This window comes from Anaerosporobacter mobilis DSM 15930 (assembly GCF_900142955.1).
In the GTDB taxonomy this organism is placed as follows: domain Bacteria; phylum Bacillota; class Clostridia; order Lachnospirales; family Lachnospiraceae; genus Anaerosporobacter; species Anaerosporobacter mobilis.
The window spans coordinates 1-24,295 of sequence record NZ_FRCP01000028.1 but is presented as its reverse complement, the minus strand read 5'-3'; the positions used below and the strand labels follow the sequence as shown (position 1 = coordinate 24,295).

The window sequence follows — 24,295 nt, the reverse complement described above, 5'->3', positions numbered from 1 at the left end:
ATAGTTGACTTTAAGTTAGATATGGTAGTAAACTGTCTATATTTTTATTTTACGCTAGGAGGCATATAAATATGGACGAGAACGTTGCATGGTATATTGAGAAACAAATTGAGCGGACTATAAAGAACCTAAATAGTCGTAACATGGAAGGGTATTATGTTAATAATACAGAGCAGCTATTTCAGAAAATAAAAGAATTTATAGTAGAAGGTTCTACTATTGGTGTAGGGGACTCAATGACCCTGTTTGAAACTAAAATAATAGACTTTCTGAGAGATGGAAGTTTCAATTTTTTAGATAAATATGAAGAAAAGCTAACAAAGGATGAAAAAAGAGAGATATATATTAAGAATTTTTCTGCTGATACGTTTATTAGTAGTACAAATGCAATAACTGAAAATGGTGAATTATATAATATAGATGGGAATGGAAGTAGAGTTGCTCCAATGCTGTATGGTCCGAAACAGGTTATAATTGTAGCTGGTATTAATAAAATTGTTAAAAACTTAGAAGAAGCAGAGATGAGAGTAAGGCAATATGCGGCACCAATTGATGCAAAAAGATTAAATAAAGATACACCTTGTGCAAAACTCGGATATTGCATTGATTGCAAAAGTCCGAATAGAATTTGTAATGATTTTGTGGTTATTAAAGGTCAATTTATTAAAGGAAGAATAAAGGTTATAATCGTTGGAGAGAATTTGGGTTTTTAAAGTAGACGGTGCATATGTTTTTATTTAATGGAGTTGAGTAATCAGCTATGGAGCAAAAGCCCTTGTCAATTATAATTGGATTTTTAAACTTAAGAATTCTTAAGATATTTCCAAATAGATTTTTAATGTTTAGTATTTATACTAAAGCCTGATAATTATCAAAAATAGAACATTTTAAAGTTCTTGATTGAAAAGTACAGGAGAGAAATTAGTATGAAGCATATAAAATTTTTATTAGAATATCTTAGAGCACCAAGGACTGTAGGCGCAGTAGCTCCTAGTTCTGAAAGACTGGCAATGAAAATGATTAGCGATATAGATTTTGAAAATTCAAGATGTATTGTTGAGTATGGTCCTGGTACAGGAGTTTTTACTAAGAAACTTGTTGAAAGAAAAAAGAAAGATACTTTACTATTATTATTAGAATACAATAAAGATTTTTGTAAGCATCTACAAGAGATATATCATGAAGATGATACTATTATAGTAATCAATGACTCTGCGGAAAATATAGACATGTATCTAGAAAAGTATAGAATTAAGAATGTTGACTATGTAGTTTCAGGATTACCTTTTGCTAGCCTACCTAAGAATGTTTCAAACATGATTTTAAAGAAAACAAAAACCATATTAAAAAAAAATGGATTATTTATAACATTTCAGTACACTCTTCTAAAGAAAGAATTTATTGCAGCTCATTTTAAAAAAATAGAACTAGATAGAGTTGTACTTAATGTGCCGCCCGCTTATGTTTTGAAATGTAAGAATTCTTAATAGAAGGGAGCTAGTTTATGTCAAAGAGAATTCTAATAATTGATGATGATGCAGAAATAAGAAAAGTTATAGGTATATATTTGGAAAACGAGGGTTATGAAATACTTAAAGCAGAAAATGGTGAACAAGGCCTAAAACTTATAGCTGAAAATGAAGTTGCCCTTGTGCTTTTGGATATTATGATGCCTGGTATGAATGGTACAGAAGTCTGTATGAAAATTAGAGAAGATAGTATTATGCCAATAATCTTTCTATCAGCAAAATCAGAAGATTTAGATAAGATTCAAGGTCTATCTTCGGGGGCTGATGACTATATTACCAAGCCTTTTAGTGCAATGGAGTTAATTGCAAGGGTTAAGTCTCAGATAAGAAGGTACACTAGGTATACCACGGAGTCAAGAACTCCTAAAAATATTATTGAAATTGGGAATTTAACTATAAATACTGACACAAGACAAGTGTTTGTAGGTGATGAGGATGTTAGATTTACTCCTAAAGAATTTGATATATTACAGCTTCTTGCAAGCAACAAAGGAATTGTTTTTAGTATAGATAGGATTTATGAAAGAGTATGGGGGGAGGATTTTTACAAGTCTAATAATACGTTAATGGTTCATATTACTAAAATAAGAGAAAAGATAGAAGAAGATCCTAAAAGGCCGATTTATATTAAAACTGTTTGGGGAGTTGGATATAAGATATGAAAAAATTCAACATTATTATAAGTCTAAAATTAAAGCTTTTGACCGAGATCGTGTTTAGTTTTATTTTAACTATAGTTTATCTTGGTACTATAGCTTGGTATTTTCTTGTTCCTTATTTTATGAAACATGAAGATAATATAGATGTAGAGTTTGGTAATTTTTTGATATCAATATATTTAATATCAGCTCTTTTATTTTTTGTGATGTGTTTTTTATTAATGTCAAACAGGCATATAAAGTATATTAAGTATATAGCGAAAGAAGTAAATCTTATTGCTAGTGGGAATTTAGGGAAAAACCTTGAAGTTAAGGGTAAGGATGAACTTGGTGAGTTATGCATAAACATAAACTCCATGTCCAAAGAATTAAAAGATAAATTTGAGTATGAGAGAGAGTTAGAAAGAACAAAGTCAGAGCTTATAACAAATGTTTCTCACGATTTAAGAACACCACTTACACCAATTATTGCATATTTAGATATTTTAAGAAATGAAAAGTTTAGGACCAAAGAAGAGGAAAAGGAATATTTGAATTCTTCTTACAATCTTTCTATAAAGTTAAAAAAATTAATCGATGAGTTATTTGAATATACAAAACTGTCAAGTAAGGAAGTTGTTTTGGATTTGGTGGAGGTGGATATATGCCCAATTCTTAATCAATTAGTAGGAGAATATGCTCCTATGTTTGAAAGTAAAGAATTAAGAGTAGTAACACAGATCTCTGATGCAGAACTACCAGTAAAGATTGATGTTGAAAAAATGGTCAGAGTATTTGAAAATATTTTAAGTAATGCAGAAAAATACAGTTTCAAACCATCAGATATAATCGTTAAGGCAGATAATAAGGGAGATAATGTTGTAATATCAATATCGAATAAAGGTGAATATATAGAGCAGGATAAATTAAGTAGAATGTTTGAAAAATTCTATAGGGTTGATTTATCAAGGTCAAGTAATATCGAAGGATCAGGACTGGGCCTAGCAATTTCTAAAAAAATTGTAGAACTTCATAATGGGCAAATTGAGGCTGAATGCGATGGAGAGATAATCACAATAAATATTAAATTACCTATTAACTGTAATGTGGGGGGATTAAGGTAAACTATCTGAACACGTCAGCAATGTATAGCTAATCCTCGAAATCTTCAAGTTCGAAGTTTGAGTTATGGTTAGGGTGCCATTGCCTCTCGTAAAACTTGTCTTCGTCAATTTGCTCTATACTAGAACCAAAATCTGAACAAATTGACGAAAACAAAATTAGCTTTGACACCCTAACCAGTTATTTAGTTGTGTTTGTTAAGAGGATTGTAAGGGCTTGTTTTAAAGATGTAGGTTTATGATTTAATAAGAATTCTAAATCTGTATGCATAGCTTCTAAGCCACCTTCACGTGCACCTTTTTGATTCATAACTAACATTGGCAGATATGCTTCAGGGACCCCAGAATTTTTTAGCATTTCCTGATAAGAAGCATCATCTACCTCAATGAAAGGAATATCTTTGCCTATTACTTCGCTTAAAGTATCAACAAATTGTTTCTGTGTTAAGTTTTCACCAGATAATTCATAGATATGATTTTCGTGACCATCAGCTATTAATACATTAGCGGTTGCTTCGGCTAAATCTGGTCGATATACCCAGCCGATTTTTCCATCACCAACGGAAGTTACCCAAGGAGCACCAGACATACAGCCTTGTATTGTTCCTAGTTCATTTTCTACATACCAGTTATTACGTAATATAACATATGGAATACCTGATTCAATTAAAGCTATTTCACGTGCTCGGTGCATAGCCGCTAGATAGAAATCATTTCCATCCGCGCGTACCACACTTGGATAAACGATTTGTTTTACACCAGCTTTTTTAGCCGCTTCTATCGCATCTGAGTGTTGACGCATGATCGTTTCAAAATCACCGAAAGTTGATATGATGAATACGCGATCTACATCTTGAAACGCTGATGTTAGTGTTTCTTGATCTTCAAAATCTGTTACACGAACTTCAAGACCTTGTTCTTTGTAGTTAAGTGATTTTTCAGATTGTATATCTCGAACACCGACAATAATTTTTTCTTTTGAGGTTTTAAGTAATAAACTATCAACAATTTTTGATCCTAAATTACCATTTGCACCTGTTACTAAAATTCTCATTCTATATCCTCCAAGTTTGTTTTTATTTTATATATTTTCGTATATAATAATTCTTAGGGAATGATTTTACAAGTAGGCATTATTTTATAACCTAGTCACAAAAATAGTACCTTGGGCTGTTGCGAAACTCTTCTCCATGTCGACAACATATCTGTGTTTTAAGGCTACCTACTACACTTCTCTTAAAATTGTGTTACTTACCCATACAATAAAAATCATTGTATGGGTCGTTTACACAATTCAGGGAAATGGTAAAGGTAGACATAAAACACATTGATATGTTTGTCGACATTACTAAGAGTTTCGTAATAGCCTAAATAGTACCTAGAAGGAAGGAGAGTAATATATGGCGCGCTATAGCTATAGAGAGGAACCTATCTCAGAGGATTTAAAGGAAGAAATTTGCCCATTAACTGTTACTCAAAATGTTATAGCAGGAAGATGGAAAATCATTATACTGTGGCATTTGAGTCAAAATGAAATAATTCGATTTAATGAATTATTGAGAATGTTACCAGGCATCTCAAAAGGAATCTTAACTAGACAATTACGAGAGCTTGAGGAAGATAAGCTTGTACACAGAGAAGTTTATAAAGTTGTACCACCAAAAGTGGAGTATTCATTAACAGATCAAGGGAAAAAATTTATGCCTATATTAGAAGCAATGCAGGTATTGGGAAAAGATTTATTAAATAGTAAATTATCCTAACAACTGCAACCTCAGGTTGCAAATATGCAAATGCAGATTGGTGTTAACTATATGCAAAAATTATTATAATTTTAACATAATAATTAAGAAAAGAGGTTTGTAATTATGAGCTTTGCGGAGAATTTAAAGTCAATAAGGAAAGAAAGGCATTTATCACAGGAGGAATTAGCAGAAATAATGGGGGTAAGTCGACAAGCAATTTCTAAATGGGAACAGGGAAGTGGTTATCCCGAGATAGAAAAATTACTTTTGCTGTCTAAAAAACTTAATGTATCCTTAGACTATCTAATGTTAGGCGAGGTAGAGTCAATCGAAAGGAATAAAGCTAATAATATAATTGTACCAACCGGAAAAATTACGATTAAATCATATGATGGAAAATCAATTGTAAATTGCTATAAGGTTTTAGCATCACATGTGATGTATAAAGCAAAAGATGATGAGCCAAAATATTGGTTGATTGGTGTTAATAGCGGAGCAATATGGGGAGAAAAATCAATTGTACTTGGTTGGTATACTGATGAAGAAAATATAAAAAAGGAAATGGAGGAAATTGTAGAAGCTATTAGCCTGGGTGAACCAGCATATGAATTGAAGTATGCAATTAAAGTAAAAAATGAAATGTTAAGGGTAAAAATAGATAAAGAGTAGTTTACTGTATTTATAACTATTGGAGTCAATAAACTGACCTTAGGTTTATGGTTGGTTGATTGGCTTCTTTTTTATGGAAAAATCCAAATAATGGGTGACTTTAAGTGCATTGCTTTGTTAATATAATATAGGATAAAAAATGAGTAGTGGGGGCATATGATGTCAATATTAAAGTTATGATTATAATATATAAATAAAAAGTAACATTAAGAAACAAAGATAAGATAACACCTTAGGAAAGAGGTGATTAACATGAGACTATTTATAGCAATTAATTTTACACCAGAAGTAAAAGAGCAATTATATAAAGCAATACAGGATTTAAGTAAAGAAGCGGTAAGTGGTAATTTTACTAGAATCTCAAATCTTCATCTGACTGTTGCGTTTTTAGGAGAAGTATCTTCAAATCGACTTCATGATATAAGGAAGATAATAAATCAAACAGCTTTTGGGTTCGATGTTTTTGAGATAGAAATAGGCGGATTAGGTAAATTTATCAATCAAGGGGAGTTCCTATATTGGTGTGGAATTCGTGAAAATGAAACACTGGACAAGTTACAACAATCGTTAATTCAAGGATTAAAAGCAAATGAATTTTTAGTAGATGATAAGCCGTTTAAGCCACATATTACACTTGGACGAAGATGTAGAATGAATTCTAATTTTGATGAAAAAGAATTTGCAAAAATGATAGTACCAATACGTATGAAGGTAACAACAATTAATCTCATGAAATCGGAGTATAGGGATGGAAGTTTGACATATAGCAGTATTGGGGAGGTAAAGTTGAAAGGGTAGTAGCTCTACAACTGCATTCGCTAAAGTAGATAGATAATAGTATACGTGAAGGTTTTAGAAATATGAAAGGTTTATAGTCTTAACCATTGAAATTATTTGGTTAAGGCTATTTTAATTTACAAAAATACCGTATCATAAGTAATAGGTTGATTAGATAAAAGAGATATTTTTATAGAATAAGATTTAATAATTAAAAAATATAAAACCTTTTTAGAGTAACAGTCGTTATATTAGTGAAAGGGGGAGTTAATTTGGGGCAAGGTTCGGAAGCACTGATAAAAGAAATTTTAAAAGGTAATGAAGCTGCAATGGAGCTTTTGGTAAGGAAAAATTATAGTATGGTTCAAAGTTTTATTTATAGATTTATTGGCGACTACAACCTTTCATATGATATGACGCAAGAGGTTTTTATTAAGATGATGAGGAATTTAAACAAGTTTAAGTTTGAAGATGGAAAATTTGAAAGTTGGCTACTTAAAATTGCTAGTAATCATTGCAAGGATTATTTTAGGAGTAATTGCTTTAAGCAGAGAAATGAAAGTTCGAATATAGAGGATTTGGATATTGAAGCTAAAGAGTTTGTAATAGATATTTTAGAGAAAAATGAAAAAAGGAAAGCTGTTAAAAAAGCTGTTGATGAATTGCCGAATCTTCAAAGAGAAGCAATTATACTTAGATATTATCATGATTTAAAGATTAATGAGATAAGCAAAATAACAGGATATAAAGAGAGTACTGTGAAATCGAGATTATTTAACGCAATAAAGAATTTAAAGAAAGTTATTGGGGGTGATGAGGATGAATGGGAAAAAAGATTTATTAAATGATGCTACTTGGGAGGTAGAAATAAGTGAAATTTTAACTTCTTATACTGCTAAAGCCGTAGATGAAGAGAAGATAGATAAAACAGTTGATGTATTAAGAGAATATATGCCAAGAGCAAAAGAGAAATATAAATTATTAAAATTATTTAAAAACGAAATTACATATGTAAATAGAATGTATTGGATAATATCAATGTTAGTAATTATTTTTGGTTTTATTATTACAAACCAACAAAACTATTCTGTCTATGAAACATTATTATGTATTTCACCAATCCCAATAATCCTTGGTATATATGAAGCTGAAAGAGGTAAGAGAGAAAAAATGTGGGAGCTAGAAAAGAGTTTTAAGCATTCTTATAGCAAGATTATGGTTATAAAAATATTAATAATCCTATCGTTCAGTACCATACTTACCATGCTTATAAGTTTACTTATATGTAGCGGGCAGGAATCAGGTGAATTAATAAGGATTATGACAGCTTGGATAGCGCCAATTTCTATTATATTTTTGGTGAATATAGTAATATCAAGCAAGGTATCAAGCAATTATTCAATGATGATAACGACAGCTCTTTGGATTATAACTTTAGTATTAGGCGGTGAGAAAATAATTAATTTTATAGAAGGAGCTAAATTGTTATCATTAATTATTACAATATCAATTTCTATAGGGGGATTTTTACTTACAATATCTAAGTTTTACAATTATGCAGAAAAATATGAGGGGGAACTATCATGGAGTTAAGACTTGAGTCTATAACAAAGACTTTTAAGGATAAAATAGCGGTAGATAATTTAACTATTACTCTAAATAATGGAATTTATGGTTTACTTGGGCCTAATGGCTCAGGGAAAACAACATTAATGAGAGTATTAGCAGATGTGTTGAATGAAACTAAAGGAAGAATTTATGTTAACGGAAGAGATAAAAAGAATATGGGGGAAGAATATAGAGATTTAATAGGATATTTACCTCAAGATATAGGATTTTATAGTAATTTTACTGCTGAGAAATTTTTATATTATGTAGCAGCATTAAAAGGGATAGAAAAAAGAGATGCTATAGAAAAAATAGATGAGTTATTAGCACTTGTTAATTTGGAAGAAGATAGAAAAAGAAAAATTGGTAGATTTTCAGGTGGAATGAAGCAAAGGTTAGGAATAGCACAAGCTTTACTAAATGACCCTAAAATATTAATTTTAGACGAACCAACGGCAGGATTAGATCCCAATGAAAGAATAAGATTTAAAAATCTTATTGCTAGCCTATCTAGAAACAGAATAGTCATTTTGTCTACTCATATAGTGTCTGATATTGAATTTTTAGCTAATGATATAATAATCATGAAAGATGGGAAATTACTTGAGAAGAATACAACTTCAAAGCTAACAGAAAAAATAAGAGGAAGAGTATGGACTTTAGAAGTAGACGAAGATGAAATTGATATTTTAAATAAAGAGTACAAGGTAGCAAATACATGGCTAGAAGAAAAATGTATTAAAGTTAGAATAGTTAGTGATAAGAAGCCAGGTGATTTGGCAGTATTACAAGAACCAAATTTAGAGGATTTGTTCTTATATTATTTTGGGAAGGAGGACAGCAAGAATGATAGAATTAATTAAGTTCGAATTAAAAAAGATATTTAACAATAAACTGATTTATATTGCTGCAATAGGCATATCTATATTTGTTTTAATCTATCCCTTTTCAAGATATAGTAAGTTTAAGGAGACGTTCAATGGAAGAGAAGAGATAGAAGTGTTAGCAGAAAAGTATATCAGTAATGAATATACAGTTGAGGATATCAATGATATTCGTCAAAGTGCGATAAATAAGATCAATAATAAAGGAGAGTTAAGCAAAGATGAGGAGTTCTTGCTTTATTATTCAGGTGACTTTATTAAAGTTAATAAGGATATAAGAACAGAAGGGTTAAAAGATATAGATAATAGGTTGGAAGAACTTAAAAACAACGGCAAAGAAGATACCTCCGATTATGAGAGTTTATTAAAAGAGAAAGAAATGCTAACCAATTTAGATAAGCAGGAAAGCTTATATTTAGGAGATTGGAATACTGTTTTTGATTTTAATGTAGCAGCAACTATGAAGCTAATACTCTTAGTAGTGGGATTAGCAGGTGTTTTTTCTGAAGAATATAAATCAAGAGTAGCATATTTAAATCTAAGCACAAAGAAAGGTAAGACTAAATTAAACGCAGCCAAAATAATTTCAGCTTTGATATATGGAACTTTGGTATTTATATTTGTAAGTAGTTTATATCATATTGGAGGATTTACACTGGGATTACCAAATGGAAATAAGTCTGCAAGCTATATATTTAGTTCGCTATATAATATGAGCATAAACGAATATTATATAGGAACATTGGTTTTAAGTTATCTAGGAACTATAGCATTTAGCATATTAATTGTTTTATTATCATTACTTACTAAAAATATATTAGTATCATTTGGTTTACCATTAGCAATATTTTTGTTACCCGATATGCTAAGGCTACCAGCGACTATAATGAGGTTTGTTTATAATATAAACTTTACTCAATTACTTAGAGGAAAGTGTATTTTCGGTGAATATATTACCTTTAATTTATTTGGAAAGATAGTAGCGTATCCTTATGTAATGACAATAGTAGGTATAATAGCTTTATTTATAATGTTGATTATTTATAATAAGGTTAGCAAGAAGCAAACTATAATTTAAATTATAATTGATTAGGCGTATTGAAATATAATTGATATGTGACACATTTACACTGAATCACTAGAATTATAAGCGGAGATACTTTATAATAAAGAAAAAAACAATAGGAGGCTTAACTTGAAAAAAGGAATTTATTTAAACGATTCTATTCATGGACTGATTCCATTAACCGAATATGAAAGAAGAATTGTTTCAACACTTGGATTTAATCGTCTCCATGACGTATATCAAAATTCTACGGTATATCTTACATTTCCTTCTAACCGAACCAAACGATTTGAACACTCCATTGGTACGATGAAACTTTGCTCTGATATGTTTTTTCAATCGTTACTGAATACAACGGATTCCATGCTAGGTGAGTTCTTTGATATCTTTGATAGAGAATATGCCATGATTTTAGATAGAGTAAGACAGCAGACGGAGGTTTGTGAAGAAAAATTAGGTAGTAGACTACCACAGGCAATGCCACAGATTGAGCTAGATAAGTTACAACATTCCCTTATACCAAACAATATCCCGGATGAGTATACGGTTATGTACCTTATCCTCATTCAATCCATTCGGGCAGCAGCATTGTTACATGATATTGGACATCCTCCATTTAGTCATATTGTCGAATATGCGCTTAAGGATGTTTACCTAGAATATAAAGACAAAGAAATTAGTGAAAAGAAAAATGCAAAAGAATTCGTAGAGATTATGTCGAAATACTTTGAGGGTGATAAGAAATTACACGAACAAATGGGTGACGAGATCAGTGAGGGTATTTTAAGCAAAATTATTGCACCTATCTCAGAGGATGATGAGAAATACGATAAGAATTTATTTGAACTGCTTGTACTAGAGAGTGTAAAAAGAATATTTGCAGAAGATGGAGCATTCGGGTATCTTCATAGAATTATTGATTCTAGTTTGGACGGAGACCGATTGGATTATGCGACGAGAGATGTAATCAATTCGGGAAAGGATTCTGGAAAGATAGAGTATAGCAGAATTATTAATGATATGCAGTTGATTGTGGAGAATGGAGAGATTTTTTTCTGTGTTCCATTAAAAGCTGTAAGTTCGGTTGAGGATTTTGTTAAGCGTAGATATAATAGCTATAAAGATATTATTTATCATCATAGAGTCATCCAATCTGATTATATTTTGGAAGGAATCGTAAAAGATTTGGTGAAGAAATATTTGAATGAATCAGTGTTGGAAAAACATCGTGACAACGAAGTATTAATACCATTTGACATCTCAGGACTTTGGTTTCCACTTGGGGATAAAAAGTCAGCAATCAAAGCAAATGCACTTTCTCAATGGAATGATTCCTGGTTAACGACCGTACTCCGTCAGATTTATTATACCGAATATTATCATAATAAAGAGATTATAGAGGGTACGGAGGACTTTGTGTTAGCACAACGTCTGGCGGAATTGCTACGTAATAGCAAACGGTATCATTCTCTGATTAAGCGGAGTGAGAATTTTAAGATTATTGATGACGCTGTAAAACTGGAGTTAATGAAGAATAAAGACAAGATTGAAGTATTTCTAGAGAAAGAAAATGAACTATCTTCTGGGGAAAAGTCTACGGAGCTGGTTCATCAAATGTTAGAGAATACGGTGAAAAATTCTTCTGGATTTGTATTATCTTTTATTACGAGACATAGTAAGGAGATGAAAATTGAGTCTTTTGAACAAATGGTTAGTGAAATTGTCAAAGAGGAGACAAACCGTATCGTGACCAATCTTAAGACTTATGATACGGTTACTTTATTTAAACGGATTTCTCTTGGATTAGATTCTCCAATTTATTTCTATAACCATAAGGGAACAATCTCTACCTTAAAAGATATCAGTGGGATTGCTGATATTTTACAACTTGATTCCGATTATCTGCCTGTCTTCTATATTTACATTTTAGCAAAAGATGAGGAAGAGGTTCTTAAGGAGAAAAGAGAAGAGCTGTTAGTCAGCATCGGTAAACGAATCGGTGCTCAGATTGTGAAAAGATTTCAGATATAGCAAAGATAAAAGGAGCTGTGCACTGCTGATTTTAATCGGTTAGTGTGACAGTCCTTTTTTTGCGTTCGACCAGTATGGGATACAATAGCAACTAGAGTTTATGCGATTAAGTTATTAAATACAATTATTGTGCATAAAAGCATGCATAATATGGTTAAATGTGGTAATATAAAGAACAGGTATTTCCATTTGGGAATTATCATTATTAGGAAACATTAATCATAGGGAGGGTTTATTAATAAGATGAGTCAAACAAAGGTAAAAAAGTCAATATTAAAAAGATGGTGGTTTTGGGTTGTTATAGTTATTATCGTAGCAAGAATTGTAGGTGGTTCTGAACTTAATGATTATAAAGACAAAAACAATTCAACAGATGTAGCAGCTGTAGATACACAAGATACCAAAAAAGAAGAGAAAAAAGCTGATAAAGAAGAAAAAGACAAAACAAAGGAAAAAGAAAAAGAAAAAGAAGAAACAAAAGATAAAACAGATAAAGCAACAATGGGAGAAAAAAATGCACTTGATAAAGCAAAAGATTATTTATCATTTAGTGCTTTTTCAAAAAGCGGCTTAGTAAAACAGCTTGAGTTTGAAGGATTCACGAGCGAAGAAGCGGAATATGGAGTAGATAATTGCGGAGCTGATTGGAAAGAACAAGCAGCAGACAAAGCAATAGATTATCTATCGTTAAGTGCTTTTTCAAGAAGTGGCTTAGTAAAACAGCTTGAGTTTGAAGGATTTACAAGTAAAGAAGCAGAATACGGCGTTAAACAATGTGGAGCTGATTGGAATGAACAAGCGGCTAAAAAAGCAAAGGATTACTTATCAATATCTTCATATTCAAAAAGTGGCTTAATAGATCAACTTGTGTTTGAAGGATTTACAAGCGAACAAGCAAAATATGGTGTTAGTGCTGTAGAAAATTAGAGTTATGTAATTGTAGTGGATGAGCTTTACTTGAAAAAGACATTTGAAATCTTTGATGGTTTTCATATGTCTTTTTTCTTGTATCAACTATTTGTTCGATTTACATATTTTCTACACATCTATTTAATAATATTTATATTATCGACCAAAGTTTACCTGATGAAGATGATTAATTAATAGTGTGGTGATTTGATGAATAGAAAAAAATTAACAATAATTATTCTAATAGTAGTTGTTATAGCAGGAGGAATTATAGGAATTGTAGTTAATTCTGGAAGAAGTAATAGGAAGGTTGTATCAGGTTATTCTTTTGAAATAATTGAAAAAGATGTAATTAATAAAAAATACGATGGAAAATATTTAGACAGTTTTATTACCGTTGCTAGGGTTCAAGACAATTTTACTATTTATCTTGAAGAAGTAAGTTCAGATAGGAATGTATATATAATCGATCCTTCAGATGGAAGTATGATTCCTATGGAATATATAGATGATAAGTTTTCAACAAAGGCCAAATTAGATACAGATAAAAATTACGGAATAATAATTGACTATAGCTTAGTAGGTGCAATTAGAGTTGTAGAGGACATAAATAAATTCAATGAAGATAAGTTATTTGAAGAAATATTAATAGGAATAGGATGTGGAATTGAGAAAAACGAAAAATAATAACAGTAACAATAGGAGGAGATGTTTTGGAGAATATTAATTTTTTTATAGTTTTTGTAGAAGGGATTTTATCAATTTTTTCGCCTTGTATTTTACCTATATTGCCGATTTATTTAAGTATGTTATCGAATAGTAGTATAGATGATATACAGAGTTCAGATTTTAAGAGTAAAGTATTAATAAAGAATACCATATTATTCGTACTAGGTATTTCTACTACATTTTTTATATTAGGTTCATCAATAAGTGTTTTAAGCTCATTCTTTAATAATAACAAATATATTATAATGATTTTAGGTGGATTTATAATAATCATTATGGGATTATTCCATATGGGAATAATAAAAATTGATTTGTTAAATAGAGAAAAGAAATTAAATGTTAAGCATAATAAGATGTCTTCGTTTTCAGCATTTGTATTAGGTTTTACATTTAGTTTCGGATGGACACCTTGTATTGGGCCTATTTTGGCATCAGTACTTGTTATGGCATCAGGTTCAGACAATATTGTTACATCAAATTTATTAATATTAACTTACACGATTGGATTTATAGTACCATTTATAATTGCATCTTTATTTTATAGTAAACTTTATAAAAGGTTTAATACAATTAAAAAGTATATGAACGAAATTAAAAAGCTAAGCGGTGCTTTTATTATAATTGCTGGTGTAATTATGTTGATAAATGGAGTTACTAATATAAATAGAACATTAGCATATAAAAATAATTATCAAAGTCAAAGTAGTCAAACTGTAAATGATGAAGACGATGAAAAAGGTGAAGCAGATGAAGTTGATGAAACAGACGAAACAAATGAAGACAGTGGATTGTTACCAATAGATTTCACGCTATATGATCAGTATGGAGAAACACATACACTTAGTGAGTATAAAGGCAAGGTAGTTTTCCTAAATATCTGGGCAACTTGGTGTCCACCATGTAAAGAAGAAATGCCGTATATTGATGAATTGTATGAAGAGTATAATAAGAATCAAGATGATGTAGTCATACTTGGAGTGGCAGCACCTAATTTAGGAAGAGAAGGATCAGAAGAACATATTAAGAATTTCTTAGAAGAAAATGATCACAAATTCCCAGTAGTTTTTGATGATGAAGCCTCAATGGTTTATGGATATGGGATAAGTGCATTTCCATCCACATTTATCATTAATAAAGAAGGATTTATAACAAGATATATTCCAGGTGCTATGAATAAAGAAACGATGAAGTCTTTAATAGAAGAAGAAAGATAGTGGTATAATAATTTTATTAAAATGACACGGCCCTCCAGATATTAGAGGGTTTATTGTCTAATAAAATGTATGAATAAAATACAGGCGAATTTAATTTGAATATAAATATTATTCGTAATACAATAAAGGAAACTTTATAAAAAGGAGGTAACATGACTAAACATAATATCTATACAATGAGCGTTGCTAGTGTCTATCCCCATTATGTTGCGAAAGCGGAAAGAAAAGGACGGACGAAAACAGAAGTAGACGAAATCATCTGTTGGCTGACAGGATATAGCCAGGAAGGGTTAGTAGAACAATTAGAAAAACAGACTGACTTTGAAACCTTCTTTGAGCAGGCTCCTAAGCTGAACCCTTCTAGGGCTTTAATCAAAGGTGTAGTTTGCGGTGTCCGAGTAGAAGACATTGAAGAACCAACTATGAAGGAAATTCGATATCTGGATAAGTTGATAGATGAATTAGCCAAGGGAAAAGCGATGGATAAGATTTTACGGAAGTAATTAAACAAGATTGTTTATGTAAACAACGAACTAGGCAGTTATACGATATGGGGAACCGTAACACTAAGAAAAGAGCGCATGATAGCGCTCTTTTCTTAGTTATGGAGTGAACGGTAGAAAAGGGATATAAAAGAAGAATTATTTTATTGGATTTTGGATTGGCAGCGAACCCTGAGCACAGTATAATAGGAGATAGTTGGAAGGGGTGAGTTGAAAATATGGTTCAAATAGCACCAGTAAAAAATGAAGAAGATTATCAGTTACTACTTTCTGTTGAGAGTTTAATTTGTAAGGAGACGCCAGAGCGTTGGCACTGTCATTTTGGAGGGATTGGGATAGATCGATATTTCTTTGGAGACAAAAATGATGAGATTTATGAATATGGAAAGTTGATTTATCTAGAGAATAATCTAGTTGGGTATGCTCTTGTTTATCTGGAGGATTATAAATATAATATGTGGCTTTTATCCGGCTTTAGAGAACAGATAGTAGAAATTGTACCACAGATTGAGAAGCTGTTTAAGAAAGGACAAAGTATTCGTACGGTATGCAATGATAAACTAGTTAAGAAGCAGTTAATTGACTTAGGATACGTTAGTGATGGTGAAGAAACGTTTTCGGCTTCTATCGATTTAAATAATTATCGTCCAGAAGAAGTACAATGGGATTTAGAAGTAATAAGGATTATAAGTGAGCAAGACATTGACGAAAGGGTAAAGTATTCTTCCTTACCAACAGGGTCAATGATTACTAAGGATAGATTCGAGAAATATCTGAATACGGATGATGCGAAACACGTTATAGATTTTGTTGTGGTCGATAAGGTTGCAGGTAATCTTATGGGATATTATTCTTGGTGGCTAGATGAGGAAAGTAATACTGCAATGCTAAATCCAGTTGCTTGTATTCATGTACATCGGAGAAAAGGTATTTCGGCAAGGGCAATCCAGTATGGGCTTAACATCTTAAAAGAGCGTGGATTCCATTATGCATATGTTGATACATCGGCAAATAATGAAGCAGCTATTGGATTATATAGCAGTGTAGGATTTAAGAAATGCATAGATGTAATTGCATATAGCAAAGTGATTTGATAAATACTAAAAGTTATATAGGAATTTATTGAGTAGAAAAAAATATTTTTAATAAGAACTTATTTATAGAAAGAACTTCAAGGGTAGGAGCAGATGCTCCTACTTTTTTATTATCTATTGACAACATTACTAGTAAGTGATACTATATAGCGGTAGTAAGTATTACTGAATACAAGTAATACTAGATAGTGAAGAGGTGACTTATTTGGAAAATATTACAGAAATGCTAAAAGGTGTATTAGAAGGCTGTGTACTTGAGATAATCAGTCATAAGGAAACATATGGTTACGAGATTACTAGGAGGCTGAATGAGATTGGATTTACAGATGTTGTAGATGGGACTGTATATACTATCTTGTTGCGATTAGAGAAAAATAAATTAGTAGAAATTACGAAAAAGAAATCCGAGTTGGGACCGCCACGAAAGTTTTTTACTCTGAATGATGCGGGACGCGAAGAATTAGATAAATTCTGGGAGAAATGGGAATTTGTTGCGACCAAAATAAGTCAATTAAAAGAGGAGAGAAAAAATGATTGATAATTTCATCAAATTGGTAATAGGAGACTTAGATGAGAAGCGTGAATATAAACAAGTGATGAAGAGGGTTGATGCATTACCAAAAGAGTATAGGTTCGCATTAAAAGAAATACAAAAGTATATGTATACGGTTGGCGCACCTTGCGGTAGCATGGCAATATTTTCGAATATGAACACGTTTACGGATTTAGTAGAACTGTTTGAAGTTAGCGCGGCAGATGGAAGAAAGGTTATAGATGTTATTGGAAGTGATGTGGATAAGTTTTGTGATGAATTTATGTGTGCACATATTACTGATTCTGATACATTACGAGAAAAACTAAATAATGAGATTATGGAAAAATTTAATAAGGAGGGGCGATAATATTGATAAAGCGTATTCAAAAAATGATTGGTGACAAGAAAGAGTATAAAGAGCAAATGGCAAGAATAGAAGCAATGCCAGAAGCTTATAGGTTTGTATTTGAAAAAATGCAGGGATACATGTGGAGTTTCGCGGGAGGAGACGGTTCTGATATGTTGAAAACCCAACAGGAATTGATAGAGTTATTTGAGACTAGCGCAGCAGAGGGCAAGCATGTTCTTGAAGTGACAGGTGAAGATGTTGCTGGCTTTTGCGACGAATTTATACGTGATACGAAAAAATGGACCGATAATTATCGTGAAAAATTAAACCGTAACTTGTTAAATAAATTTGGAACAGATAATGATAAATAAAGGTGTTTGTTACTTCTGTCTAGGGATAAAGCACTTATAATCAGAAATAGCAACAATTCTTTGTAGAAATAAGGACATTATGAAGATAGAACATATTGCGATGTATGTAAATAATTTAGAGAATGCCAAGGTTTTTTTTGAGAAGTATTTTGATGCCAAATCAAATACTGGATATCATAACCCAAACACGGATTTTAAATCATATTTTCTAACATTTGACGATGGAGCACGTTTAGAAATTATGAAAAAACCACAAATGGAAGATGATGAGAAAACTCTGACAAGAACAGGTTATATACACTTAGCATTTAGTGTAGGAAGTATTGAAAAAGTTGATATGCTAACAATGAAATTGAAATCAGATGGATATGATGTGATAAGTGGACCAAGAACTACTGGTGATGGATATTATGAAAGTTGCATTATAGGAATTGAGGGAAATCAGATTGAGATAACGGTTTGATACTCAAAAGGTACATCTCAACACACATGCTAAGACAGCGTTTACTGATAATGAGTATCTAGATGAATATTATGAACAGTATTAGCATAATGCTAATGAATAACAAGATTAAGAAACTAATAGGTGAATAGGATGCTTCGAATGATTAATTTAGTTAATTATGATTCAGAACTTGAGCGTTTTGCAGATAAAGAAGATCTAATCCAATTTTATTCTAAGTACGGGATAGATGGAATTGAATTGCAGAAAGTTCAGGAACTACAGGATAAGTATCTGCATCAGGATATGATTATGGGGATACATCTTCCTTTTTTTAATACATGGGTGGATTTTTACAAAGGTGAAATGGATAAGGTATTAAAAGAATATGGAACCATGGAAGTAGTAGAACAAATCTATGGAGGCTCCGATAAGTCTGCCTTAATAAAATTATATAACGAACAATTAGAGTTCGCAGATCGCATTGGAGCTAAATATGTTGTATTTCATATTTGCGATGTATCGATTGAGGAATCGTTTACTGGTAAGTTCAATCATTCGGATGAGGAAGTTATTGATATATCTTGTAGTTTAATAAACGAGTTGTTAGATGGTAAAACATATCAGTTTGATTTCTTAATGGAAAACCTTTGGTGGCCAGGATTAAATTATAAGAATCCTTTCGTAACAAAAAGACTAATGGCTGGGGTGAACTATGCTAAAAAAGGACTTATGCTTGATACTGGGCATCTTATGAATACGAATCAAGAATTAAAGACACCAGAAGAAGCCTTACAATATATCAAAACAATTGTTAAGGAACATAGTTCATTGCAAAAATATATTAAGGGGTTCCATCTTCATCAGTCTTTGTCTGGTGAAAGAGTAAAAGGAATAAGTTATAGTAAGGTTGAACTGAAACAGTACTATTGGGAACGAATGTATCAGGTTTATGAATATATCTTTCAATTGGATGAACACAAACCTTTTGTCTGTGAAGGGCTGGAAGAGTTTATAGAGGAGATGAAACCTGAATATATCACGTATGAATTCATTACCAGAAACCGGGAAGAGCATGATGCTTATCTAAAGAAAATCAGTGCACTAAAACCGTATCACAACTAAGTGATACGGTTTTAGTAGGTCCAGTATTAGAGTGATTTGCAGTACTAATCATACCTTTTGTCTCATAGCATCATTGTAATCTTCATTTATCTTCTGATACATTATATTTGTCTCATAAGTTATGTGTAGTATTCTTTTATAAATCTTATCTTTATTCTTTAAAAACATTTGTAACACCACTGGACAAATTTTATTATTTTGACACATACCATTCAAGACGCTACATATCTTGTCTAATGATAAAGGTGATTTGTAACTTCTTTCTTGCGATAAAGCACTTACGATATCTGAAACAGCAACTATTCTTTGTGGCAATGTTAACTGACTACCAATGATTCCATATGGATATCCCATACCATCCAATGTTTCATGGTGTCTAATTGCAATCTGAAGAATATCATTATCAACATTGGTATTTAATATTTCTTCCGTAATCGTTACATGAGATTTCATAATTGCCCAATCTTCTTCGTTCAATTTTCCTGTAGACTCTAATATATGATGTGGAATTGCTATTTTACCTAGATCATGAAGCAAAGCCCCCATACATATGTTTTTATACGTACGCTCATCCACTTCGAATAATTTCGCTAGCATACTACTTATCTCTACTACAGTAGTACAATGCACAGCGGTAACACGACTTTTAAAATCAAAAGAATAAGCGAGTATCTTCAACATCTTATACTTTTGAATTGGAGAAAGTATCATATTTTTTAAAAAACATGCTAAATTATTTTCTATTTCTTTTTGTGACATTTCTTTTTTATTTTCAAAATAAGTATTCACTTTCTTTGCAATAGCAACTTCATAAGCATCCCATTTCATTTTACCTATATCTAATTGCTGTTTATATATATTGTATAAATCAATAGTATCTATTACTTTTAATGTCACTATTACATCTTTTATTTTATCATCGATGTCTAAATCTTTGAATTCTCTATATGCAGAATGATGGAACTTAATAATTTCATAGTACTCCGGAAACGAACTAAAATATTTAACAAATAAACATCCATATTCAGCATGAGAAAAGCCACCATTCTTTATTTCTAACTCTTCTTCTAATAAATCTCTAACAGATCGTTCCTCTAAAATACCAATATCATGATATAAAACCGTCCAAGCAATTTTACAAACTTCTTGATATGTAAACCTAGGATCGTCTTGTAATATACAAACTAGATTATAAGTCACACGCATACAATGCCCTATTAGATCCTTACTCATATAATTCATTGTTGTATTAATAATTGATAATAAATTTTCTGTCTTCAAATCATTCATTGTAAACTTTCAACCCGTTTTTCTTCAGTTATTGAATAAATAAAAATTTTCACTTACACATGATATACAAAGTTTTTTTTTATGTCAAGGATTATATTAAATATGATGATTTATTTGTGGAGTGAAGGAGAGAAAAGGGTTACAAAAAAGTTGACTTGCTAGAATTACTTTTGAGGAATATAATGGGTATAGTTTTGAGTGATATAGGAATTCTTTAATCATTCTAATTTAAAGCTAAAGGTAAAACAAATGAAAATAAATTACTTAGTCTTACATAATAAAAAAGAAAGAATATTGATAATTAAGAGGAAGATAGTACTTTGCTTACTTGCAGGTCTTATAGGAATTAGTGTTGGTTTATTAGATGCCTTTTTTGGAAGAATACTTTTGGGAATTACAGTATTTCGAGATGCCCATGTTTTATGGTTAATACCATTTTTGGCAGTTGGAGGTTTCATTACGATTTTTCTTTATCAGAAGTTTGGAGCTGAGTGTATGCAAGGAATGGGGCTAGTTTTTTCTGTGGGACATCATGAGAAAGAGAAGATACCATTTCGTCTAATCCCATTAGTTGTACTGTCAACTTGGATCACACATTTGCTTGGAGGTTCAGCTGGACGTGAAGGTGTTGCAGTCCAAATCGGAGCTACTATCTCTAGTGCAGTAGAGAGAAAAACAAAGATTGCTTCAAGACGTGAGATGATCGTTATTGGTATGGCAGCTGGCTTTTCTGGATTATTTCAGACACCGGCAGCAGCAGCCTTTTTCGCACTTGAGGTTTTAACAATAGGGAAGTTGGAGTACTCTGTATTAATTCCAGTTATGATTACTTCATATACGGCAAGTTATACAGCTCACCTTTGTGGACTTGAGAAATTTACAGTAGTGTTACAGGATACACTGAATTTCACACCTAATGTCTTAATTAAGTTAATTGTCTGTGGAATTTTATTTGGATTGGTGGGAGCAACCTTTGCACAAGGATTGAAATATACTAAGTCGTTTTTTTCAGAAAAGATAAAGAATCCATATATTAAGATCGCCACTCTCAGTTGTATTATTTCAATATATATAGTATTGTTTGGTATCGGTCGATATGCAGGCCTTGGTACCAATCTAATTGGTGCAAGTTTTACTGGACAGACTATTTACGGATGGGACTGGGCGTTAAAACTAGTAATAACTATTCTGACTTTGGCAGCTGGTTTTCAAGGCGGTGAGGTTACTCCTCTTTTTTCTATAGGAGCAAGTTTGGGCTGTGTGCTTGGTTCAATCATGGGACTTCCTAGTATGATGATTGCAGCTTTAGGATATGCAGCTGTATTTGGTAGTGCAACGAATACATTTTTAGCGCCGGTATTGATTGGAGCAGAGGTGTTTGGATTTTCTTATTTGCCATACTTTTTAGGTGTATGTGCAATTGCACATGTGTTTAGTGGAAATGCTTCGATATATGGAAAACAGAAAACCCTAGAGTGAATAGTTTTTCGTAAGCTACAAATACTATTTGAGGAATAGGAGGTATCGCGATGGCAAAAGCAGGTATGAGAAGACCAAGTCCTTATGACTCAAAAAATCATGGAACAGAGAATCAACATAGTATGCATCACCCTAAGAATGTTCAGGAACAGGTACCTGAGATCCAGGGAGCTGCTAAAACAGGGCATGCTAAGGCTGGTACTATTAATGCTCCAAACTGGGCAAGAGACGATTATAAGACATCAGGTAAGCATGAAGGAATTTAATATCGTGTAATGGATTACGACTTGATGATAAAAAATGTTACACAGGTAAATGAACTTGTGTAACATTTTTTGATAAATAAAAGTGAATTTTATTTCATATCTTCAGCTTCGTTTTGAGTACTTGATTGAAACTTGTGGGCTGTTGAAGTTGGAACCTCACCACTTACATAATTAGTAGTAGAATTCTTTGGGGCTTCGTGTTTGATTATCGAGTTACCATTTCCTTTACCTGAATTGTTTTTATTACTTACACTTGAGTTTTGGCTATCCATAATTTATACCTTTTCCTATTTTATTTTTATTATGGTTAACTCAAACTTCAAACATAAAAAACTTCGCTTATAGCTGTTAGCTACGAAGGGAAACTTCGAATGTGAAGTTTGAGTGAGTAACCTTAATCTACAAAGTTATTATGTACAGATCAATATGAAGTATACTTTAAGTTGAATTTATTCTAATCATGGAGGAAAATATAGTGAAAGAGATCTTTGTGTATTATCTGCTTTTTTTAATAGTTTTTACTATGCATGAATTTGAAGAAGTATTATTTTTGACCAAGTGGTTAAACAAAAATGGCAACATTTTAAAAAATAAATTTAGAAAGAGACCTATCAATAAGATTGTTAAAGAAATGGATGAAGTGAAATTTGGATTGATTGTGCTAGAGGAATATTTATTATTATTGGGTTCACTAATTTATGTAGTATTAACCGATAAGAATATTATTTTCGTTGGAGTTGTGATAGGATATACCTTTCATATAATAGTTCATATTATTCAAGCTTTAGTAGCCAAGAAATATATTCCGGGGTTAAGTACTGGAATTATATCCGGAGGTATTTCTATATATATAGCCTATAAGATGATAAATTTATATGCTTATCATTTCATAGATATAGTTGAAGCTACTTTTATTATTTTTAGTGTTATAGTATTAAATCTTTTGATATGTCATTTTGTAGTTAACAAATTATTTGAAAGGAATGATCAAATATAACAGAGTTTTGGGAAAAAAGCTTTATAGAAAAACAAATAATGTGGGGATTTACACCATCTGAATCAGCCATTATTGCCAAGGATATTTTTATTGAAAATAATATAAAAGATATATTAATACCGGGTTTTGGTTATGGTAGGAATGCAAAAGTATTTATTGAAAATAATATAACTGTTACAGGTATTGAAATCTCAAAAACAGCTATTGATTTGGCAAGACAGTATGGGATTAATAGTAATGTTTATCATGGTTCAGTCGCTGGTATGCCTTTTGAAAATAAACTTTATGATGGGATATTTAGTTATGCACTGATTCATTTATTAAATGAAAGTGAGAGAGAAAAGTTTATTAGTGATTGTTATACGCAATTAAAACAAGGTGGATATATGATTTTTACAGCTGTTTCAAAAAAAGCTCCTATGTTTGGAAAAGGCAAAAAACTTGATGAAAACTATTATGAAACAATGGCTGGAGTAAAAATCTTTTTTTATGATACAGAATCAATAAAAAAGGAATTCCAAGAATATGGACTTGTAGAATTTTCGGAGATCGATGAAATAGATAGTGATAATAAAGATAAACCACCAATGAAGTTTTTAATGATAAAATGCAAAAAATAGGGGGAATTGCATTGGGAATTGCTTTTTATTCAGTTGTAATTAAATAAATATATACTTTTATAATATAAATATATCGATTTACGATAAATTTATATTGTTTTTATTTTGAATTAGTGATATTATAACGTTGTAGGAAAAATAAAAACTGAGTTGTAGCACGAGATGCCACTTTGTAATTCGAAACGCAGTTTTTGTATTCGAGAAGTAAGACTTTGTAAACGAAAAGCCACTTTTGCAAGTGAAATGTAGAGTTTTGTAACTGAGAAGCCATATTTGTAATCTAAATGCAGTTTGATTTTCAGCT

Annotated in this window: 29 protein-coding genes; 26 read left to right on the top strand and 3 right to left on the bottom strand. The window is 31.4% G+C overall.

Annotated features, from left to right (window positions below; genetic code table 11):
* The first annotated feature begins 71 nt into the window (after positions 1-71).
* The 4 genes from BUB90_RS21900 to BUB90_RS21885 all read left to right on the top strand — a co-directional run bounded on the left by BUB90_RS21900 (position 72) and on the right by BUB90_RS21885 (position 3,291).
* Positions 72-713: a lactate utilization protein gene (locus BUB90_RS21900; RefSeq protein WP_073291567.1), complete on the top strand. Its 642-nt coding sequence runs from the start codon at positions 72-74 to the stop codon at positions 711-713.
* Between the two features lie 213 nt (positions 714-926).
* Complete coding sequence (locus BUB90_RS21895; protein WP_073291565.1) at positions 927-1,487, top strand: class I SAM-dependent methyltransferase; 561 nt, start codon at positions 927-929, stop codon at positions 1,485-1,487.
* 17 nt (positions 1,488-1,504) lie between these two features.
* Complete coding sequence (locus BUB90_RS21890) at positions 1,505-2,191, top strand: response regulator transcription factor (RefSeq protein WP_073291563.1); 687 nt, start codon at positions 1,505-1,507, stop codon at positions 2,189-2,191.
* Entirely contained in the window at positions 2,188-3,291 is a 1,104-nt protein-coding gene (locus BUB90_RS21885) for a sensor histidine kinase (protein ID WP_073291561.1), read from the top strand. Before BUB90_RS21890 ends, BUB90_RS21885 begins: the two co-directional genes overlap by 4 nt.
* Before the next feature lie 178 nt (positions 3,292-3,469).
* Here the strand turns inward: BUB90_RS21885 and BUB90_RS21880 are convergent, their stop codons facing one another.
* The gene (locus tag BUB90_RS21880; RefSeq protein WP_073291559.1) at positions 3,470-4,342 is read right to left on the bottom strand and encodes an SDR family oxidoreductase; all 873 of its coding nucleotides are present in this window, start codon (positions 4,340-4,342) and stop codon (positions 3,470-3,472) included.
* Positions 4,343-4,688: 346 nt separating this feature from the next.
* Here BUB90_RS21880 and BUB90_RS21875 point away from each other — a divergent pair, with 346 nt between their 5' ends.
* From BUB90_RS21875 to BUB90_RS21790, 18 genes are all read left to right on the top strand, one after another.
* Positions 4,689-5,051 carry a winged helix-turn-helix transcriptional regulator gene (locus BUB90_RS21875; RefSeq protein WP_073291556.1) on the top strand — a complete coding sequence of 121 codons (363 nt, stop codon included), beginning with the start codon at positions 4,689-4,691 and terminating at the stop codon, positions 5,049-5,051.
* Positions 5,052-5,156: 105 nt separating this feature from the next.
* A complete protein-coding gene (locus BUB90_RS21870) occupies positions 5,157-5,702 on the top strand; it encodes a helix-turn-helix domain-containing protein (RefSeq protein ID WP_073291554.1) in 546 nt (181 codons plus the stop codon).
* A 252-nt stretch (positions 5,703-5,954) separates the two neighbouring features.
* Positions 5,955-6,500, top strand: a complete 546-nt coding sequence (gene thpR, locus BUB90_RS21865; protein ID WP_073291551.1) for an RNA 2',3'-cyclic phosphodiesterase — start codon at positions 5,955-5,957, stop codon at positions 6,498-6,500.
* Between the two features lie 251 nt (positions 6,501-6,751).
* Positions 6,752-7,327 (top strand): RNA polymerase sigma factor, encoded by a 576-nt coding sequence (locus BUB90_RS21860; RefSeq protein ID WP_073291549.1) that lies wholly within the window; start codon positions 6,752-6,754, stop codon positions 7,325-7,327.
* Complete coding sequence (locus BUB90_RS21855; protein WP_073291547.1) at positions 7,299-8,072, top strand: hypothetical protein; 774 nt, start codon at positions 7,299-7,301, stop codon at positions 8,070-8,072. Before BUB90_RS21860 ends, BUB90_RS21855 begins: the two co-directional genes overlap by 29 nt.
* Entirely contained in the window at positions 8,063-8,950 is an 888-nt protein-coding gene (locus BUB90_RS21850) for an ABC transporter ATP-binding protein (RefSeq protein WP_073291544.1), read from the top strand. The genes BUB90_RS21855 and BUB90_RS21850 overlap by 10 nt, the downstream gene beginning before the upstream one ends.
* The gene (locus BUB90_RS21845; RefSeq protein WP_073291542.1) at positions 8,934-10,049 is read left to right on the top strand and encodes a hypothetical protein; all 1,116 of its coding nucleotides are present in this window, start codon (positions 8,934-8,936) and stop codon (positions 10,047-10,049) included. Before BUB90_RS21850 ends, BUB90_RS21845 begins: the two co-directional genes overlap by 17 nt.
* A gap of 117 nt (positions 10,050-10,166) precedes the next feature.
* Complete coding sequence (locus BUB90_RS21840) at positions 10,167-12,068, top strand: HD domain-containing protein (protein ID WP_073291541.1); 1,902 nt, start codon at positions 10,167-10,169, stop codon at positions 12,066-12,068.
* Positions 12,069-12,311: 243 nt separating this feature from the next.
* Positions 12,312-12,995 (top strand): Ltp family lipoprotein, encoded by a 684-nt coding sequence (locus BUB90_RS21835; protein ID WP_073291539.1) that lies wholly within the window; start codon positions 12,312-12,314, stop codon positions 12,993-12,995.
* 192 nt (positions 12,996-13,187) lie between these two features.
* On the top strand, positions 13,188-13,664 hold the full coding sequence (locus BUB90_RS21830) for a hypothetical protein (RefSeq protein WP_073291537.1): 477 nt from the start codon (positions 13,188-13,190) through the stop codon (positions 13,662-13,664).
* 26 nt (positions 13,665-13,690) lie between these two features.
* On the top strand, positions 13,691-14,920 hold the full coding sequence (locus BUB90_RS21825; protein WP_073291535.1) for a cytochrome c biogenesis protein/redoxin: 1,230 nt from the start codon (positions 13,691-13,693) through the stop codon (positions 14,918-14,920).
* A gap of 152 nt (positions 14,921-15,072) precedes the next feature.
* Positions 15,073-15,423, top strand: a complete 351-nt coding sequence (locus tag BUB90_RS21820; RefSeq protein WP_073291532.1) for a DUF2200 domain-containing protein — start codon at positions 15,073-15,075, stop codon at positions 15,421-15,423.
* A gap of 218 nt (positions 15,424-15,641) precedes the next feature.
* The gene (locus tag BUB90_RS21815; RefSeq protein ID WP_073291530.1) at positions 15,642-16,517 is read left to right on the top strand and encodes a GNAT family N-acetyltransferase; all 876 of its coding nucleotides are present in this window, start codon (positions 15,642-15,644) and stop codon (positions 16,515-16,517) included.
* A 205-nt stretch (positions 16,518-16,722) separates the two neighbouring features.
* Positions 16,723-17,055 (top strand): PadR family transcriptional regulator, encoded by a 333-nt coding sequence (locus BUB90_RS21810; protein ID WP_073291527.1) that lies wholly within the window; start codon positions 16,723-16,725, stop codon positions 17,053-17,055.
* Positions 17,048-17,419 (top strand): DUF1048 domain-containing protein, encoded by a 372-nt coding sequence (locus BUB90_RS21805; RefSeq protein WP_073291525.1) that lies wholly within the window; start codon positions 17,048-17,050, stop codon positions 17,417-17,419. Before BUB90_RS21810 ends, BUB90_RS21805 begins: the two co-directional genes overlap by 8 nt.
* Positions 17,420-17,421: 2 nt before the next feature.
* A complete protein-coding gene (locus BUB90_RS21800) occupies positions 17,422-17,772 on the top strand; it encodes a DUF1048 domain-containing protein (protein WP_073291524.1) in 351 nt (116 codons plus the stop codon).
* 79 nt (positions 17,773-17,851) lie between these two features.
* A complete protein-coding gene (locus tag BUB90_RS21795) occupies positions 17,852-18,235 on the top strand; it encodes a VOC family protein (protein WP_073291522.1) in 384 nt (127 codons plus the stop codon).
* Positions 18,236-18,376: 141 nt separating this feature from the next.
* Positions 18,377-19,339 (top strand): TIM barrel protein, encoded by a 963-nt coding sequence (locus tag BUB90_RS21790; RefSeq protein WP_073291520.1) that lies wholly within the window; start codon positions 18,377-18,379, stop codon positions 19,337-19,339.
* A 48-nt stretch (positions 19,340-19,387) separates the two neighbouring features.
* On the opposite strand, the gene BUB90_RS21785 is transcribed toward BUB90_RS21790, so the two are convergent.
* Positions 19,388-20,629, bottom strand: coding sequence for an HD-GYP domain-containing protein (locus BUB90_RS21785; RefSeq protein ID WP_073291518.1), 1,242 nt, complete (start codon positions 20,627-20,629; stop codon positions 19,388-19,390).
* 249 nt (positions 20,630-20,878) lie between these two features.
* Between BUB90_RS21785 and BUB90_RS21780 the strand changes: the two genes are divergently transcribed.
* Both BUB90_RS21780 and BUB90_RS21775 read left to right on the top strand, forming a co-directional pair.
* Positions 20,879-22,108, top strand: a complete 1,230-nt coding sequence (locus BUB90_RS21780) for a chloride channel protein (protein WP_073291516.1) — start codon at positions 20,879-20,881, stop codon at positions 22,106-22,108.
* A gap of 50 nt (positions 22,109-22,158) precedes the next feature.
* The gene (locus tag BUB90_RS21775; RefSeq protein WP_073291513.1) at positions 22,159-22,374 is read left to right on the top strand and encodes a hypothetical protein; all 216 of its coding nucleotides are present in this window, start codon (positions 22,159-22,161) and stop codon (positions 22,372-22,374) included.
* An 89-nt stretch (positions 22,375-22,463) separates the two neighbouring features.
* On the opposite strand, the gene BUB90_RS21770 is transcribed toward BUB90_RS21775, so the two are convergent.
* Entirely contained in the window at positions 22,464-22,646 is a 183-nt protein-coding gene (locus BUB90_RS21770; protein ID WP_073291511.1) for a hypothetical protein, read from the bottom strand.
* 203 nt (positions 22,647-22,849) lie between these two features.
* Here BUB90_RS21770 and BUB90_RS21765 point away from each other — a divergent pair, with 203 nt between their 5' ends.
* Both BUB90_RS21765 and BUB90_RS21760 read left to right on the top strand, forming a co-directional pair.
* Complete coding sequence (locus BUB90_RS21765; RefSeq protein ID WP_073291508.1) at positions 22,850-23,371, top strand: HXXEE domain-containing protein; 522 nt, start codon at positions 22,850-22,852, stop codon at positions 23,369-23,371.
* Positions 23,368-23,991 (top strand): class I SAM-dependent methyltransferase, encoded by a 624-nt coding sequence (locus tag BUB90_RS21760; RefSeq protein ID WP_073291506.1) that lies wholly within the window; start codon positions 23,368-23,370, stop codon positions 23,989-23,991. The genes BUB90_RS21765 and BUB90_RS21760 overlap by 4 nt, the downstream gene beginning before the upstream one ends.
* Positions 23,992-24,295 lie beyond the last annotated feature (304 nt).

Coding starts and splice junctions, on each gene's coding strand:
- BUB90_RS21900 (WP_073291567.1), top strand. CDS start 72: ATGGACGAGAACGTTGCATGGTATATTGAGAAACAAATTGAGCGGACT.
- BUB90_RS21895 (WP_073291565.1), top strand. CDS start 927: ATGAAGCATATAAAATTTTTATTAGAATATCTTAGAGCACCAAGGACT.
- BUB90_RS21890 (WP_073291563.1), top strand. CDS start 1,505: ATGTCAAAGAGAATTCTAATAATTGATGATGATGCAGAAATAAGAAAA.
- BUB90_RS21885 (WP_073291561.1), top strand. CDS start 2,188: ATGAAAAAATTCAACATTATTATAAGTCTAAAATTAAAGCTTTTGACC.
- BUB90_RS21880 (WP_073291559.1), bottom strand. CDS start 4,342: ATGAGAATTTTAGTAACAGGTGCAAATGGTAATTTAGGATCAAAAATT.
- BUB90_RS21875 (WP_073291556.1), top strand. CDS start 4,689: ATGGCGCGCTATAGCTATAGAGAGGAACCTATCTCAGAGGATTTAAAG.
- BUB90_RS21870 (WP_073291554.1), top strand. CDS start 5,157: ATGAGCTTTGCGGAGAATTTAAAGTCAATAAGGAAAGAAAGGCATTTA.
- thpR (WP_073291551.1), top strand. CDS start 5,955: ATGAGACTATTTATAGCAATTAATTTTACACCAGAAGTAAAAGAGCAA.
- BUB90_RS21855 (WP_073291547.1), top strand. CDS start 7,299: ATGAATGGGAAAAAAGATTTATTAAATGATGCTACTTGGGAGGTAGAA.
- BUB90_RS21850 (WP_073291544.1), top strand. CDS start 8,063: ATGGAGTTAAGACTTGAGTCTATAACAAAGACTTTTAAGGATAAAATA.
- BUB90_RS21845 (WP_073291542.1), top strand. CDS start 8,934: ATGATAGAATTAATTAAGTTCGAATTAAAAAAGATATTTAACAATAAA.
- BUB90_RS21835 (WP_073291539.1), top strand. CDS start 12,312: ATGAGTCAAACAAAGGTAAAAAAGTCAATATTAAAAAGATGGTGGTTT.
- BUB90_RS21830 (WP_073291537.1), top strand. CDS start 13,188: ATGAATAGAAAAAAATTAACAATAATTATTCTAATAGTAGTTGTTATA.
- BUB90_RS21820 (WP_073291532.1), top strand. CDS start 15,073: ATGACTAAACATAATATCTATACAATGAGCGTTGCTAGTGTCTATCCC.
- BUB90_RS21815 (WP_073291530.1), top strand. CDS start 15,642: ATGGTTCAAATAGCACCAGTAAAAAATGAAGAAGATTATCAGTTACTA.
- BUB90_RS21805 (WP_073291525.1), top strand. CDS start 17,048: ATGATTGATAATTTCATCAAATTGGTAATAGGAGACTTAGATGAGAAG.
- BUB90_RS21795 (WP_073291522.1), top strand. CDS start 17,852: ATGAAGATAGAACATATTGCGATGTATGTAAATAATTTAGAGAATGCC.
- BUB90_RS21790 (WP_073291520.1), top strand. CDS start 18,377: ATGATTAATTTAGTTAATTATGATTCAGAACTTGAGCGTTTTGCAGAT.
- BUB90_RS21785 (WP_073291518.1), bottom strand. CDS start 20,629: ATGAATGATTTGAAGACAGAAAATTTATTATCAATTATTAATACAACA.
- BUB90_RS21780 (WP_073291516.1), top strand. CDS start 20,879: ATGAAAATAAATTACTTAGTCTTACATAATAAAAAAGAAAGAATATTG.
- BUB90_RS21775 (WP_073291513.1), top strand. CDS start 22,159: ATGGCAAAAGCAGGTATGAGAAGACCAAGTCCTTATGACTCAAAAAAT.
- BUB90_RS21770 (WP_073291511.1), bottom strand. CDS start 22,646: ATGGATAGCCAAAACTCAAGTGTAAGTAATAAAAACAATTCAGGTAAA.